We start from the raw sequence: 14,553 nt of genomic DNA on the forward strand, positions 1-14,553 counted from the left end.
CTCCGCATCCGATTCGATGAAAGGAAAGAGAATGGCACCGAAGAAGAAGGTGACCGGCCTGATCAAGCTTCAGATCAACGCCGGTGCAGCCAACCCGGCGCCGCCGATCGGGCCCGCGCTCGGTCAGCATGGCGTCAACATCATGGAGTTCTGCAAGGCGTACAACGCCGCGACCGAGTCGCAGCGCGGCAACGTCATCCCCGTGGAGATCACCGTCTACGAGGACCGCAGCTTCACGTTCGTCCTGAAGACCCCGCCCGCTGCGGAGCTCATCAAGAAGGCCGCCGGCGTCCCCAAGGGATCGGCGACCCCGCACACCGTCAAGGTGGCGAAGATCACCAAGGAGCAGGTCCGTCAGATCGCCGAGACCAAGCAGGCTGACCTGAACGCGAACGACATCGAGGCCGCCTCGAAGATCATCGCCGGCACAGCTCGTTCCATGGGCATCACGGTCGAGGGCTGAGGAGAATAATCATGGCTACCAAGTCCAAGGCTTACAAGGCTGCCGCCGAGAAGATCGAGGCAGACCGTTTCTACACTCCCGCTGAGGCCGTCGCCCTGGCGAAGGAGACCGGCTCCGCGAAGTTCGACTCGACCGTCGAGGTCGCGCTGAAGCTCGCTGTCGACCCCCGCAAGGCAGACCAGATGGTGCGCGGCACCGTCATCCTGCCCCACGGAACCGGCAAGACCGCCCGCGTCATCGTTTTCGCCACCGGCCCCGCGGCCGAGGCGGCGATCGCCGCTGGTGCGGATGAGGTCGGCGGCGCCGAGCTCATCCAGCGCGTCGCCGATGGCTGGACCAACTTCGACGCAGCAGTCTCCACCCCGGAGCTCATGGGCCAGGTCGGTCGTCTCGGAAAGGTGCTGGGTCCGCGTGGCCTGATGCCGAACCCGAAGACCGGCACCGTGACCCCGAACCCGGCCAAGGCCGTCGAGGAGATCAAGGGCGGAAAGATCGAGTTCCGCGTCGACAAGCACGCCAACGTGCACTTCGTCGTGGGCAAGGCGTCCTTCACCACCGAGCAGCTGAACGAGAACATCGACGCAGCGCTCGAGGAGATCGTCCGCCTCAAGCCGTCGAGCTCCAAGGGCCGCTACATCCAGAAGGGTGCGGTGTCGACCACGTTCGGCCCCGGCATCCCGCTGGACGTCAACGCCATCTGAGTCTGACTCACAGAAATGCCCCCGCTTCGGCGGGGGCATTTCCGCGTCCGGGCACGTCTCGGCCGCAATCCGACGTCATCCGATATCGCGTGTCACCCGTGCGCGCGTACGCTGAGTGAGTTCCACCCGATCACCGCGCCCCACAGCATCAGCGCGAACCGCACCCCAGGAGGGTCCCGCCCATGTCCCGTCGTCTCATCGCCGTCACCGCCCTCGTCCTCACCGCCGCCGCGCTCACGGCCTGCAGCGGCGCGACCGCACCCGAGAAGACCGGCGCGTCCGATGACAGCGGCTCGGCGTCCGACTTCGGCCTCGTCGCCGACGGCACCCTCACGGTCGCGACCGAGGGCACCTACCGCCCGTTCAGCTTCCACGCAGACGGAGGCACGGGCGACCTGACCGGCTATGACGTCGAGATCATCGAGGCCGTCGCCGAAAAGCTCGACCTCGAGGTCACGTTCCAGGAGACGCAGTGGGATGCGATCTTCGCCGGCCTCGACGCCGGGCGCTTCGACGTCATCGCGAACCAGGTGACCATCAACGACGAGCGCGAGGCGGAGTACCTCTTCAGCACGCCGTACACCGTTTCGCCGGGCGTGATCGTCGTCGCCGAGGATGACGACTCGATCACGTCATTCGACGACCTCAAGGGCAAGAAGACCGCGCAGTCGCTCACGAGCAACTGGAACGAACTCGCCACCGAGTCCGGCGCCACCGTCGAGCCCGTCGAAGGGTGGGCTCAGGCTGTCACCCTCCTCAAGCAGGGGCGCGTCGACGCCACCATCAACGACAAGCTCACCTTCCTCGACTACGAGACGACCGACGGTCCCACCGGACTGAAGATCGCCGCCGAGACCGAGGAAGCCGGTCAGCAGGCGTTCGTGTTCACGAAGGACAAGCAGGCCCTCGTCGACGCCGTGGATGCCGCGCTCGAGGAGCTGCGCGCCGACGGCACTCTGGCCGAGATCAGCGACAAGTACTTCGGCGCCGACGTCACCGAGTAGCCTGTGGAGCCCTGGGAGCTGTTCCTCACGTCGATCGGGCCGATCGCCCTCGCAGGGCTGGTCGGGACCATCCCGCTGGCGTTGAGCTCGTTCGCGCTGGGCCTGGTGATCGCGCTCGGGATCGCGCTGATGCGCATCTCGACGCGCTCGGTCGTCTCGGGGTTCGCACGCGTCTACATCTCGATCATTCGCGGCACGCCGCTGCTCGTGCAGCTGTTCGTGATCTTCTACGGCTTGCCCTCGATCGGGGTCACCATCGACCCCTGGCCGTGCGCGATCATCGCCTTCTCGTTGAATGTGGGCGGCTACGCGGCCGAGGTGATCAGGGCATCGATCCTCTCGGTTCCCCAGGGGCAGTGGGAGGCGGCATACACGGTCGGGATGGGGCGCACTCGCACGCTGACGCGAGTCATCCTGCCGCAGGCGGCGCGGGTATCGGTGCCGCCGCTGTCGAACACGTTCATCTCTCTGGTGAAGGACACCTCGCTCGCATCGCTGATCCTGGTGACCGAGCTGTTCAAGGTGTCGCAGCAGATCGCGGCGTCGACCTACCAGTTCATGGTGATCTATCTGACGGCCGCGCTCGTGTACTGGGTGTTCTGCCTGGTGCTGTCGACGGGTCAGAGCGCTCTGGAGAAGAGATTGGACAGCCGTGTCGCGAATTGAACCAGCCGAGGCGCTGCTCACGGCCCGCGGCCTGCACAAGAGTTTCGGTGACAACGAGGTGCTGCGCGGCATCGACCTCACGCTGCATCGCGGAGAGGTCGTGGTCCTCATCGGACCCAGCGGCTCGGGAAAGACCACGGTGCTGCGTTCGCTGAACGGGCTCGAACGGCCGGATGCCGGCACCATCGCCGTGCACGACGGCCCCGATATCGACTTCGCCGCGCGCCCGGATGCGAAGCAGCGCTTCGCACTGCGAGACCGCTCCGCGATGGTGTTCCAGCACCACAACTTGTTCCCGCACCTCACCGTGCTGGAGAACGTGATCGAAGGCCCGTGGCGGGTGCACGGTCGCCCGAAGGACGAGGTCGTCGCCGAGGCGCAGGTACTGCTCGCTCGCGTCGGCCTGGCCGACAAGGAGAACGCGCGGCCGCATCAGCTCTCCGGCGGTCAGCAGCAGCGGGTCGGCATCGTCCGTGCGCTCGCGCTCAAGCCTGACCTGCTGCTCTTCGATGAGCCGACCAGTGCCCTCGACCCCGAACTCGTCGGCGAAGTGCTCCTCGTCATCAAGGAGCTCGCCGATGAGGGCTGGACGATGGCGGTCGTCACGCACGAACTGAGCTTCGCCAGGGAGGCGGCCGACCACGTGCTGTTCCTGGATGCCGGAGTCGTCGTCGAGGAGGGCCCGCCGGAGAAGCTCTTCAGTGCTCCGCAGCACGAACGCACCCAGCGGTTCCTCACCCGGATCATGCGTCCACTCGACGGCGCGTGACCTCGCCTCGCGCCGAGCGCGTCAGGGGTGCAGCACGGGCAGGACGAGACTGATCGCCAGGGCGATCATGATCACAGCGATGATCGCGTCGAGGATGCGCCACGAGCGCGGGGTACGCAGCCACCGGCCGAGATAACGGGCGCCGAAGCCCAGCGCGGTGAACCAGAGGATGCTGGCGGCGACGGCGCCGGCGGCGAACAGCCAGCGGTTCTCGCCGTGTGTGGCCGAGATCGAGCCCAGCATGAGTACCGTGTCGAGGTAGACGTGCGGGTTGAGCCAGGTCAGCGCGAGCACCGTGAGGATGACCGGGGCCAGGGCGGTGCGCGTGGCGGTACGTGTGGCGGTGGCCGTGCCGCCGGATGCCGCGGGCGCGGCATCGGAGGAGTCGCCGGCTTCCGCCCGCAGTGCATCGTCTCCACCTTTCCAGGCTCGTCGTGCAGCGAGCAGGCCGTAGCCGAGCAGGAACAGCGCCCCCGCCCAGCGGGCGACGACGACGAGCCAGGGTGCGGTCGCGATGACGAAGCCCAGGCCGGCGACGCCCGCGATGATGAGCACGGCATCCGACACCGCGCAGATCGCGACGACGGCCAGCACGTGCTCGCGGCGGATCCCCTGGCGCAGCACGAAGACGTTCTGCGCGCCGATGGCGACGATCAGGGAGAGGCCGAGGCCGAGGCCGGCGAGGAGGGAGAGCATGCTTCCACGGTAGGAGCTACGAGAGAACAGCACCAGCGAAGATTCCTACTGCAGCATTAGCATGGCTTATGTGAGGATCGATCCGGAGCTCGCTGCCACCGTGGCGGCCGTCGTGGACGAGGGAACGCTCGACGCGGCCGCTCGCCGACTGCAGATCACGCCGTCGGCGGTGAGTCAGCGGCTCAAGACGCTGGAGCAGCAGCTCGGACGCGTCCTCGTCGTGCGCTCGAAGCCGGCTCGGCTGACCGAGACGGGGGAGGCGGTCGTGCGCCTGGCCCGCCAGATCGCCCTGCTGGAGCGTGATGCGCTCGCCGGCATGGATGCCGAGGGCGGAACGCAGCGCATCAGCATTCCGCTCGCCGTCAACGCCGACTCGATGGCGACCTGGTTCCTGCCGCCGCTCGCACGCCTCGCCGACCGCCATGATCTCGACTTCGACCTGCATCGCGATGATCAGAACTTCACGGCCAGGCTGCTGGAATCCGGCACCGTGATGGCCGCCGTGACCAGTGAAGAGACGCCGGTGGCCGGATGCTCGGTGTCGCCGCTCGGCGTGCTCGAGTATCGGGCGATGGCGACGAAGACCTTCGCCGATCGGTGGTTCCGCGGCGGGATGACGCCGGACGCTCTCGCCGCTGCCCCTTTCGTCGATTTCGACCGCCGCGACACCCTGCAGCACGAATGGCTCCAGGCTCAGGGCGTTTCGCACCAGGGCGTTCCACGGCACTACGTGCCGGCATCGCACGATTACGCGCTCGCTGTGGCGCTGGGGCTCGGATGGGGAATGCTGCCGGTGCCCCAGCAGCCAGACGGGCTGATCGCCCTCGGCGGGCCGACACTGCGCGTGAAGTTGTTCTGGCAGCAGTGGAACCTGCGCTCGGAGCTCCTGGACACCGTTGCGGCCGAGGTCGCGGCAGAGGCGCGCCGGGTCCTCCCCGGGCCGCCGGCGGCGGTCTAGGCCGGGCGGTCCGGTGTCGCTCCGGTCGCGAGCGCGTGCAGCAGGCGGGTGAGACTGTCGATGTCGCGCAGACTCCATTCCTCGAGAGTCTTCATGAGCATCCCCTCCTGCGGCAGTCGGGCGGCGGCCAGTCGCTCGGTGCCGAGCGGTGTGGCGCGCAGGAGGAAGGAACGACCGTCACTGGGATCCGTGGAGCGCTCGATCAGCCCGAGTTCCTCGAGCTCGCGGACCATGCGGCTGGCCTGGCTCTTGTCCACCAGCATCCGCTCGGCAAGGGTTGATACCGTCACCTGCTCGCAGCGCGCGATCGTGGTGAGCGTCTTGTAGGCGCCGGGGAGCATGCCGGGGCTCACGCGATTGGCGTTCTCCATGAGGATCCGCCGGATGTGGGTGATCAGTTCGCTGAACTCCGCCTCGAGTGCGCGGACCGCGACGGCCCGCGCCTCGGAGGATTCGCCACCGACGGTGGACTCAGCCGCGGACATCGCCGACCCCGCCATCGCGCTTCTCGCCCGATCCATCGCCACGCCTCGCACCGGATGCTGCGACGACCGTGACGCTGCCGGTCGGCGCGCCGGACATCGCTGTCGCGTCGGCGAGTGCCACTTCGGCGGCATCCTCGACGACGTGCTCTGCGGCATCCGCCTCCGCCCGCTCGCTGGTGGTCATCTTCGTGAGCGGCACGTTCGGCAGGAACAGGATCGCGATGAGGCTCAGCAAGGCGAGTGGCACGCCGATGAGGAAGGCCTGCGAGATGCCCTGGGCGTAGAAGTCCTCGACGATGACGCGCACCGAATCGGGGAGCAGGCGCACCTCGGGAAGGGTGCCGCTGGCGAGTTCCGCAGCGACCGCCGCACCCTGTTCGCCGAGCCCGGCGATCGCCGTCGCGAGCCGTTCCTTGCCGTCGGCGAAGAGCGTGGTGATGGTGTTCGCCACCACAGCCCCCATCACCGAGACCCCGATCGTGCCGCCGAGGCTGCGGAAGAAGGTGACGCCGGAGCTGGCGACTCCCATCTCGGCGGGCTTGGCCGTGTTCTGCACGATGAGCACGAGGTTCTGCATCGTCATCCCGAGGCCGGCGCCGGTGAGGAACATGTACACGGAGACGAGCACGAAGTTCGTATCGTAGTGCAGCGTCGACAGCAGCGCGGTGCCCGCGAGCAGGAGTACGGCGCCGAGGATCAGGTAGCCCTTCCAGCGCCCGTAGCGGGTGACGAGCTGTCCGATCAGCATCGATGCGATGAGGAGTCCCGCCATCATCGGCAGCGTCATCAGGCCGGCCTCGGTGGGAGAGGCGCCGCGGGAGAGCTGCATGTACTGGGCGAGGTACACCGAGGTGCCGAACATCGAGATGCCGATGGAGATCGAGGCGAGCACGGACAGGGTGAACGTGCGGTTGCGGAAAAGGGAGAGCGGGATCAGCGGCTCGCGCACCTTCAACTCGACGATGATGAACGCGACGGTGGCGACGACGACCCCGCCGAGCATCAGGATCGTCTCGGTGCCCCACCAGTCGAAGTTCGATCCGGCGTTGGTGATCCAGATGAGCAGCAGCGACACCGCCGTGGACAGCAGCACGATGCCGGCGTAGTCGATCGAGACCTTGCGGGCCTGCTGCGCGGTGATGTGCAGCGTCTTCTGAAGCAGGATCAGGGCGGCGACCGCGAAAGGCAGCGCGACGAAGAAGTTCCAGCGCCAGCCTGCCGTGTCGGTGATCCAGCCGCCGAGCAGCGGACCGCCGACGGTCGCGACCGCCATCACGGCACCGAAGAGTCCCATGTAGCGACCGCGCTCGCGCGGGCTGATGATGTCGGCCATGATCACCTGGCTGAGCGCGGCCAGGCCACCCGCACCGAGACCCTGCACGGCGCGGAAGGCGATGAGCGTGCCGGTGTCCTGCGCGAAGCCGGCAGCAGCCGTCGCGACGACGAAGAGCACGAGGGCGATCTGGATGAGCAGCTTGCGGTTGAAGAGGTCGGCGAGCTTGCCCCAGATCGGGGTGGAGATCGCCGTGGTCAGCAGCGTCGCGGTGATCACCCAGGTGTAGGCGGCCTGGTCGCCGCCGAGGTCGTGAACGATGACCGGCATCGACGTGGAGACGACGGTGGCCGCGATCATCGATACGAACATGCCGAGCAGGAGGCCGGTGAGGGCCTCGAGCACCTGGCGGTGCGTCATCCGAACGGGGGAGTCGGTGGTCATGGGCGACCTTTCGCAGTGGAGTGTGGATGCTGCGACAGCACTGGCGCGCACGAGAAAGTTGACGAAGATCAACTATACGTCAACTGGTTGAGTCTCGTCAACTATCTCCGAGTGGTCGGGCGGCCGGGCCACGAGGTGTCGGCATCCGGAGCACGCAGTACCCGATCGTGACTTTGCCCCGTTGTGGTTGCGGCGGCGTTCAACGATGATGAGTGAAACGCAAGATGTCGGCCGCTGGGGAAGGTCGCGAAGGCATTCGCGCGCACAACCCAAATCCCTGAGGGGGGAAGACTGACATGGCAACGAAGGCAAATCAGCGCAAGGTTCTGGCGATTCTGGCGGGCGGGCTCGTGCTCGGCGTCGGTGCGGCAGTGACACTCGCGGCCTGGAACGACTCCGAATTCGCGACCGGCACGTTCACCGCCGGCGCATTCGATCTGGAAGGTTCGACGACGTCCGCAGCCGCGGGCTATGCGAGCCACAACACGGGGGCGACCCCGCCCGAAACCGCTGCGACGCTCGTCTTCCAGCTGCCTGCGGTGGCGAGCAACATGGCCCCTGGCCAGACGGTCTACGCGCCGTTCTGGGTGCGACTCGCCGCCGACACGACGACGGATGCCACGCTCGACGCGGCCGGTGTGACCGCGTCGCCGGATGCCTCCTCGAACGCGGAGAATCTGTCGTACACGGTGTACTCGATCGACGCGGCAGCGACCTGCGATGCGGCGGGCATCGCCGGAGCAGACGTCGTCGCATCGGGAGCGACACTGAGCGCCTTCACGGCGGGAGTCACCGAGAACCTCGCGAACGGCGCACCGGTGACCGACGCAGGCGCCCCCGTGCAGCTCTGCTTCGAGGTCACGGCCGGAGCCGGACTGACGCAGGGTGAAGCCGCCACGGCGACGTGGCAGTTCACGGCGACCTCGACGAGCTGATCACGTGTCGACCCGCAAAGGCATGCGGGAGGCGAGGCGGCTGCGCTCCCGCCGGATACGGGCCGTTCTCGCGAGCGGGCTCGTCTTCGGCGTGGGCGCCGCCATGACCCTCGCGGCCTGGAACGACTCAGAGCATACGACTGCGAACTTCACGGCCGGGCGCTTCGGGATCGTCGGTGCGACCGACGGGGTGGCGTTCAGCGAGCATCCGACCGCACCCGGAGCCACGCTGCCGTTCCAGCTGCCGGCGACCGCTGCGGCGATGACCCCGGGTGCGACGGTGTACGCGCTGTTCAGCGTGCGCACGATCAACCCCTCCGTGGCTGGATCGGTGCAGCTCAAAGCTGGGGCCGGCAACGGTGCGGGGCTCGGCGCACACCTCACCTACAGTGTGCGCACCATCACCCAGACCACGTGCAATGCGGCCAACTTCGGCACGGGCACGGCGGTCGCGGGTCTGCCCGTGAACGCCACGCTGGTGACGGGGGCGACGAGTTCCCAGGCTCTCACCGCGAATGCGGGGGCCCAGGTCAACTACTGCTTCGAGGTCACGCTGCCCGCGGCGGCCCCCAATACGGCTCAGGGGCTCACGCTCACCGCCACGTGGGAGTTCGCCGCGACGGCGTCGTGACGAGCGGAGGAGCGATGGAGGAGGAGATGACGACGCCGAGCAGCCGGCGCGAACTGCGTGAGCGCTCGCGCGATGCCGACGGCGGGTCGCCGCCTCTCCAGGTCGGTGGGACGCGCACGGCCGTCGGGCGGACGCTCGCCGACATCCTGCTGTGGGTCGCCGCGGCGGGTGGAGCGGTGTGCATCGTGCTGGTGATCCTCGCCTTCACCTCGAACATCACTCTGATGATGTTCCGTACCGGCTCGATGTCGCCGACCATTCCGGCCGGATCGGTCGCCGTCGTGCAGCGGATACCGGCATCCGAGATCGCCGTCGGCGACATCGTCACGGTCGATCGCGACCCCGAGCTGCCCGTCACCCACCGGGTGACGTCTGTGGCGCCGGGGGAGACGGATGCCGCTCGGATCATCACGATGCGAGGAGATGCCAACGCCCAGGACGACCCGTTCCCCTACGCGGTGGACGAGGTCCGCATCGTCCGCTTCGCCATACCCGGCATCGCTTCCTTCGTCGTCGCCCTGGGGAACCCCTTCGTGCTCGGCGGCATCACCGTCGCTGCCGCGTTGCTCGTGGGCTGGGCGTTCTGGCCCCGCGAATCGCACCGCCCCCGCCGGACCGTGGAGGAACCGCGAAGCGACAGGAGCGGACCGTGAGGAGGCGCTACGCCGCGGCCGTCGCCGCGCTCGCCGGGTGCGTCGCGTTCGCCGTGCTCGGCACGTTCTCGGCGCCGGCGTGGGCCGCATCCGCGACGGAGGTCGTGCAGGGGCAGTACCTGCGTCTCGTCTCGGTCGCCGATTGGGAGGCGGCCTCGCGCATGATGCCCGGTCAGGAGGTGCGGTGGGACGTCGAAGTGAGTGCGGATGCGCCCGATCCGGGAAAGATCGCGATCGGAGTGAGCGCCGCCGGCGCCGCACCGCTCACTGTCGATGTGTCGATCTGCGCGGTGGCGTGGGAAGAGACGGGGTGCCCCGTCGGTGCGACTGCGCTGGAGACGGCATGGGAGATTCCGCGGGACGGCAACACGACGGCGCTCCTCGACATCGCGGCCACCGACATCGCCTACCTCCGTCTGGAGATCTCGTTGGGCGCGGCGGCGGAGGGTGAGGGAGCGACGATGCGTGTGCACGCCGACGGTGCCGGTGAGTCGGTCGCCGTCGGACCCGGTGGTGAGCTGCCAGCCACCGGCATGTCTCCCGTCGTGCCGTGGATCCTGGGCGGGGGAGTGGTTCTGCTGCTGGTCGGCGGCGTCTTGCTGTTCGCACGGCGGCGACGTCGTGGTGACGGTGACGAGGGGGCGACCCGATGAATGCGTCGTCGCGTCACCGCATGCTCGCCGGGGTCATCGGAGCCATCCTGCTCGTCGGAATCAGCCTCGCCCCCTCGGCTCAGGTCACAGACGCGGCCTTCACCGATTCGGAACACACGACGGCGACGCTCACCGCGGCCACGCTGGAGACCCCGGTCGTCACCAGCTGCACGGTGACGAGTTTTCTCGGTACCTTCACCGGGTTCACGATCGTATGGACCTCTCCGTACGTCAAAGCGAACGAGCGACTGTCGATCAACAATGTGACGGTCGCTCCGGCCAACATCACCCAGAGCGGCGCTGGGCCCTACACGTACACGTCGACGATCTCCTCCGGACTGCTCAACACCCTTCTCGGGAGCCTGCTCGGTTCGACGAACACCGTGAGGGTGGAGGCGATCGCCGGAACCTCTTGGGCGTCTCAGGCTGCCACGAAGACACTCTCGGTCGGGGGGCTGCTCGGGCTCGGCGGCAACAACACCTGTACCTGAGGCGTGAGTCAGTCAGCGAGGGCGAGCGCGCGGAACGCGTCGCGCTCGCGGAGTTCGGCACGACGGCTGGCGGCGGCATCCACCGGCCGTGCAGGCGCCTGCTGCCCCGTGGTGCGGCGGTACAGCTCGTCGATGAGGTCGGTGGCGAGCCCGACGAGCTTCGCGATCTCACGGTCGTCGCGGTCGATCCAGACGCACTTCGGCTCTTCGTGGATCGGCGAGAAGTCGACGTGCTCCTCCCACACGAACAGGGTCCGTTCGGCGCCGAGCACGTGCTGCTGCCACCAGATCTGGCGCAGATAGGTGCGGGGGATGCCGCGCCACGCCTTGTTGGTGGTCTTGATCTCGGCGAGCTGCACACGGCCGGCGGCATCCACCGCGACGCCGTCGGGGGTGGCGAGGTGTCGGTGCTCGACCTCGGCGCGGAACAGGGCGGACGAGGGCAGGATGCCGTGGGTCGCGGCGACCCAGCTGGCGATCTCCGGTTCCCGACGACGGCCGTGGTCGGTATAGGCATTGCCGCCGAAGCGCGGACCGCCGCCGAGCTTGGCATCCGCTGCCCGGACGATCGACTTGTCTCCGGTGAGACCGGCCACGTCTGTCGCCGTGATGCCGCGCGATCGCGCGCGCATCCACGCCACCCGATCGCGCGAGTCCGCGACGATACGCGCAGCGAGTTCTGGGGTCACCTCTCGAGACTATCCCGGCCCGCCGACGTCATGTCTCCTCCCACGCCGCCGTCGCGGCCGCTCCGCCCTCATCCGGAACGGAACGGTCACCGAGACCCACACTTCTCGCCGAGACCCACGTCCATATGACGGGGTCTCGACGAGAAGGGTGGGTCTCGACGAGGGAGGCCACCAGGGCTTCAGTAATCCTGCACAGCACAGCGTCGGTGCCGGTCTTCCACACCTCGTGCGTTCGCACCCGGATCGCAAATCCTGAATGCCACAGGATGAGGGATGCCAAGAAACATCACCATCTCGGAGGGCCGCGAGTTGCTGCTCACGCGTGCGCAGCTGCGCGAAAGTGGTCGTTCTGAGCGTGAGATCCGGATGCTGGTCGCGACGAGCGGTCTCGTGCGTGTTCGGCGCGGCTGGTATGTCGACGGTGAAGCATGGCGTGACCTGTGGAACGAGGGGCGCCATCTGCTCCAGGTCATCGCGACCCATCTCAGCTCCGACCTCCCCGGGCCGGTGTTCATGCTTTCTTCAGCCGGCGTTCTCCGTAGGCTGCCGTTGTATCGGCTGGCGCCGAAGCATGTCCACGTCGCGCTCGGCGGAGCGAGCCATTCCAAGACCCGTTTCGGGGTCGTTCATCACGATGTTCAACTGGCTCGGCGAGATGTCGATGAGGTCGAGGGCATCCGCTGCACGTCTTTGGATCGCACCGTCCTCGATCTAGCGTGCACGATGTCCGAGGAGGCAGCCGTGTCCTGCGCGGATGCGGCGTTGCGCCGGCTGGCCGTCGTCGGCCATGTGCAGAACGAAGATCTCGCCGACGAGTGGCGTCTCGCACTCGGGGAACGGGCCGACCGGGTGAGCGTGCGCGGGATTCGACGGGCGCGAAGGGTGATCGAGTTCGCTGATGGGCGTGCACAGCTTCCCGGGGAGAGCGTGAGCCGATTGCAATTGCACAGGCTTGGGTTCAGGAGCGTGCCGTTGCAGACTCGGGTGGTCGGCCCGAACGGCGAGGACTACTGGCTGGACTTCGCCTTCCCAGCGCGCGTCGCTTCGGGGAGTTCGACGGGAAGCGGAAGTATCTCGACGCCGATTTGCGCGGCGGACGATCCGTGGGAGAAGCGGTCCTCGACGAGAAGTACAGGGAGGATGCCGTTCGCGGTGTCGCGGGCTGGGGCTTCGCCCGCTGGGGTTCCGAGCACATCGAGACGGCGGAGCAGCTGGGTCGGCGGCTCCGCGCCTTCGGCATCCGTCCGCCCGGATGACTTGTCGCCCCCTTGGCCGGCGCCGATACCCACGCTTCTCGCCGAAACCCACGTCTACATGACGGGGTCTCGGCGAGAGGTGTGGGTCTCGGCGAGATCCGACCGGAGTCCGGCGAATCAGCGCGGTGAGTCCGGATGCGGAGCATCCAACCCCGCCGGAGCATCCCACCCCGCAGGAGCATCCCACCCCGCAGGGCCCGGGGAGCCCGCGACGTACTTGTCGAGGGGCACGTCGCCGTTCTTCCAGGCCTGCAGGATCGGTTCGACGATCCGCCAGCTCTCCTCGGCGGCGTCTCCGCGCACCGCGAGCATCGGGTCGCCGTCGAGAACACCGGAGAGCACCTCGGCGTACGCCTTCAGCGCTCCTTCGCCGAGGTCGGCGGAGAGCGTGGCGCGCTCCAGCTCGAACGGATCATCGGCGCCGTTGACGTTCAACTCGAGGGAGATCCGATCGGGACCGAGCGAGAAGCGCAGCACCGCGCCCTCGGCCGAGCCGGTGAGACCGATCGGAACGTGCCGAACCGGACGGAAGCGCACGACGATCTCCCGCGCGGGGTCTCCGATCGCCTTGCCGGAACGAAGGGTGAAGGGCACGCCTGCCCAGCGCGCGTTGCGCACTTCGAACGTCACTTCGGCGAGCGTCTCCGTGCGGCGAGCTGGATCGACGCCGGGCTCGTCGACGTAAGACGGCTTGTCCGTGCCCGCGACGGTGCCGGCGGTGTACCTGGCGCGTCGCGATGAGGACGTGGGGTCATCGCCCCAGACCGATGTCGCTCGCAGCACGGCACTGGTCGCCGCACGGAAGTCCACCTCGTCGAGGGTGGCCGGCTCCTCCATGGCGAGCACCGCCAGCACCTGCAGGAGGTGGCTCTGGATCATGTCGACCATGGCGCCGGCCGAGTCGTAGTACCCGGCGCGCCCCTCCAGCCCCAGCTGCTCGTCGTAGACGATGTCGACCGACTCGATGCTCTCCGCAGACCAGAGCGGTTCGAGCACGCGATTGGCGAATCGGGCGCCGAGCAGATTCAGCGTCGTGGATCGGCCGAGGAAGTGGTCCACGCGGAACACCTGGCTCTCGGCGACCAGACCGGCGAGCGTCCGGTTCAGGAGCCGGGCGCTCTCCTCGTCGGTGCCGAACGGCTTCTCCAGAACGAGCACCGCACCCTCGGGGAGCATCTCCGCGGTGAGGGCCTCGAAGGCGGCCGTGGTGACGCTGGGCGGCACGGCGAAGTACAGTGCGACCTGGCCCGAGCACTCGCCCAGCAACGCGTTCAGATCGTCGGCGCGGGTAATGTCGGTGCGACGGTAGGACGCATCCACGCGGGATGCCGCCCCCTCCGCCTCCACGGTTGCGAACGCCGTGCGCACGAGCTCGTCGAGTTCACGATCGGTCCAGTCTTCGCGGTCGGCGCCGATCAGCCGCACCCGGCGCGACGGCTCGTGCACGAGCAGCTGGCCGAGTGCCGGAAGCAGGAGGCGGGAGGTGAGGTCACCGGAGGCCCCGAAGATCACCAGCGTGGTCGCATCGGTCATGCGACCACCGTAGCCCCGACGCCTCCGTCGCGGCAGGACGTGCCGCTCTCTCGATTTGGGGACGGCGGATGCCGTGGGGTACAGTTATCCCAACCGAAGACCGCTGGTCATCGTCGTGCGCGCAAGTGCATGAGGATTGAAGCTCTGTAATGCAGGGGCCCGCGCAGGTGTCACGAACTTTTCAAAGCTCCGTGCGCTTGCGCCGGAGCTTTTTTGTGTGCAGATCCTGTTCCATAGGCGGTCGAGGTCGGTG

General features: G+C 67.9%; 18 protein-coding genes. 11 read left to right on the forward strand and 7 right to left on the reverse strand.

The features are described from left to right. Nucleotides 1-31: 31 nt before the first annotated feature. The 5 genes from rplK (at nt 32) to LTA6_RS11195 (ending at nt 3,603) form a co-directional block, all read left to right on the forward strand. Nucleotides 32-463: a 50S ribosomal protein L11 gene (gene rplK, locus LTA6_RS11175; protein ID WP_102191716.1), complete on the forward strand. Its 432-nt coding sequence runs from the start codon at nt 32-34 to the stop codon at nt 461-463. A gap of 11 nt (nt 464-474) precedes the next feature. Then, entirely contained in the window at nt 475-1,164 is a 690-nt protein-coding gene (gene rplA / locus LTA6_RS11180) for a 50S ribosomal protein L1 (RefSeq protein WP_341973817.1), read from the forward strand. A gap of 182 nt (nt 1,165-1,346) precedes the next feature. After that, nucleotides 1,347-2,168 carry an amino acid ABC transporter substrate-binding protein gene (locus LTA6_RS11185; protein ID WP_407357849.1) on the forward strand — a complete coding sequence of 274 codons (822 nt, stop codon included), beginning with the start codon at nt 1,347-1,349 and terminating at the stop codon, nt 2,166-2,168. Nucleotides 2,169-2,171: 3 nt separating this feature from the next. Then, on the forward strand, nt 2,172-2,834 hold the full coding sequence (locus tag LTA6_RS11190; protein ID WP_363548431.1) for an amino acid ABC transporter permease: 663 nt from the start codon (nt 2,172-2,174) through the stop codon (nt 2,832-2,834). Further along, the gene (locus LTA6_RS11195; protein ID WP_407357850.1) at nt 2,821-3,603 is read left to right on the forward strand and encodes an amino acid ABC transporter ATP-binding protein; all 783 of its coding nucleotides are present in this window, start codon (nt 2,821-2,823) and stop codon (nt 3,601-3,603) included. The genes LTA6_RS11190 and LTA6_RS11195 overlap by 14 nt, the downstream gene beginning before the upstream one ends. 21 nt (nt 3,604-3,624) lie before the next feature. Here the strand turns inward: LTA6_RS11195 and LTA6_RS11200 are convergent, their stop codons facing one another. Beyond that, nucleotides 3,625-4,299 (reverse strand): LysE/ArgO family amino acid transporter, encoded by a 675-nt coding sequence (locus LTA6_RS11200; RefSeq protein WP_407357851.1) that lies wholly within the window; start codon nt 4,297-4,299, stop codon nt 3,625-3,627. 70 nt (nt 4,300-4,369) lie between these two features. On the opposite strand from LTA6_RS11200, the gene LTA6_RS11205 reads away from it, so the two are divergent. Then, the gene (locus LTA6_RS11205) at nt 4,370-5,257 is read left to right on the forward strand and encodes a LysR family transcriptional regulator ArgP (RefSeq protein WP_407357852.1); all 888 of its coding nucleotides are present in this window, start codon (nt 4,370-4,372) and stop codon (nt 5,255-5,257) included. On the opposite strand, the gene LTA6_RS11210 is transcribed toward LTA6_RS11205, so the two are convergent. Both LTA6_RS11210 and LTA6_RS11215 read right to left on the reverse strand, forming a co-directional pair. Further along, nucleotides 5,254-5,742 carry a MarR family transcriptional regulator gene (locus LTA6_RS11210; protein ID WP_341973823.1) on the reverse strand — a complete coding sequence of 163 codons (489 nt, stop codon included), beginning with the start codon at nt 5,740-5,742 and terminating at the stop codon, nt 5,254-5,256. The two genes, LTA6_RS11205 and LTA6_RS11210, sit on opposite strands and share 4 nt — an antisense overlap. Then, the gene (locus LTA6_RS11215; protein ID WP_341973824.1) at nt 5,729-7,459 is read right to left on the reverse strand and encodes an MDR family MFS transporter; all 1,731 of its coding nucleotides are present in this window, start codon (nt 7,457-7,459) and stop codon (nt 5,729-5,731) included. Before LTA6_RS11215 ends, LTA6_RS11210 begins: the two co-directional genes overlap by 14 nt. 296 nt (nt 7,460-7,755) lie before the next feature. Between LTA6_RS11215 and LTA6_RS11220 the strand changes: the two genes are divergently transcribed. Genes LTA6_RS11220 through LTA6_RS11240 form a run of 5 tightly spaced genes read left to right on the forward strand, consistent with a single transcriptional unit; the run spans nt 7,756 to nt 10,822 of the window. Then, the gene (locus LTA6_RS11220) at nt 7,756-8,394 is read left to right on the forward strand and encodes a SipW-dependent-type signal peptide-containing protein (protein WP_407357853.1); all 639 of its coding nucleotides are present in this window, start codon (nt 7,756-7,758) and stop codon (nt 8,392-8,394) included. A gap of 4 nt (nt 8,395-8,398) precedes the next feature. After that, nucleotides 8,399-9,025 carry a SipW-dependent-type signal peptide-containing protein gene (locus LTA6_RS11225; protein WP_363548423.1) on the forward strand — a complete coding sequence of 209 codons (627 nt, stop codon included), beginning with the start codon at nt 8,399-8,401 and terminating at the stop codon, nt 9,023-9,025. Further along, the gene (locus LTA6_RS11230; protein ID WP_407357854.1) at nt 8,998-9,678 is read left to right on the forward strand and encodes a signal peptidase I; all 681 of its coding nucleotides are present in this window, start codon (nt 8,998-9,000) and stop codon (nt 9,676-9,678) included. Before LTA6_RS11225 ends, LTA6_RS11230 begins: the two co-directional genes overlap by 28 nt. Then, nucleotides 9,675-10,331 (forward strand): LPXTG cell wall anchor domain-containing protein, encoded by a 657-nt coding sequence (locus LTA6_RS11235; protein WP_407357855.1) that lies wholly within the window; start codon nt 9,675-9,677, stop codon nt 10,329-10,331. The genes LTA6_RS11230 and LTA6_RS11235 overlap by 4 nt, the downstream gene beginning before the upstream one ends. Continuing rightward, nucleotides 10,328-10,822 carry a hypothetical protein gene (locus LTA6_RS11240; protein WP_407357856.1) on the forward strand — a complete coding sequence of 165 codons (495 nt, stop codon included), beginning with the start codon at nt 10,328-10,330 and terminating at the stop codon, nt 10,820-10,822. Before LTA6_RS11235 ends, LTA6_RS11240 begins: the two co-directional genes overlap by 4 nt. Before the next feature lie 8 nt (nt 10,823-10,830). Here the strand turns inward: LTA6_RS11240 and LTA6_RS11245 are convergent, their stop codons facing one another. The 4 genes from LTA6_RS11245 to LTA6_RS11260 all read right to left on the reverse strand — a co-directional run bounded on the left by LTA6_RS11245 (nt 10,831) and on the right by LTA6_RS11260 (nt 14,300). After that, nucleotides 10,831-11,511, reverse strand: coding sequence for a YqaJ viral recombinase family protein (locus tag LTA6_RS11245; protein ID WP_341973830.1), 681 nt, complete (start codon nt 11,509-11,511; stop codon nt 10,831-10,833). 711 nt (nt 11,512-12,222) lie between these two features. Continuing rightward, the gene (locus LTA6_RS11250; protein WP_407357857.1) at nt 12,223-12,453 is read right to left on the reverse strand and encodes a hypothetical protein; all 231 of its coding nucleotides are present in this window, start codon (nt 12,451-12,453) and stop codon (nt 12,223-12,225) included. A gap of 65 nt (nt 12,454-12,518) precedes the next feature. Next, nucleotides 12,519-12,800, reverse strand: a complete 282-nt coding sequence (locus tag LTA6_RS11255; protein ID WP_407357858.1) for a hypothetical protein — start codon at nt 12,798-12,800, stop codon at nt 12,519-12,521. An 84-nt stretch (nt 12,801-12,884) separates the two neighbouring features. Continuing rightward, a complete protein-coding gene (locus tag LTA6_RS11260; protein WP_341973832.1) occupies nt 12,885-14,300 on the reverse strand; it encodes a glucose-6-phosphate dehydrogenase in 1,416 nt (471 codons plus the stop codon). Between the last annotated feature and the right edge of the window lie 253 nt (nt 14,301-14,553).

The sequence above is a fragment of the Microbacterium sp. LTA6 genome (assembly GCF_045690355.1).
In the GTDB taxonomy this organism is placed as follows: Bacteria; Actinomycetota; Actinomycetes; order Actinomycetales; family Microbacteriaceae; genus Microbacterium.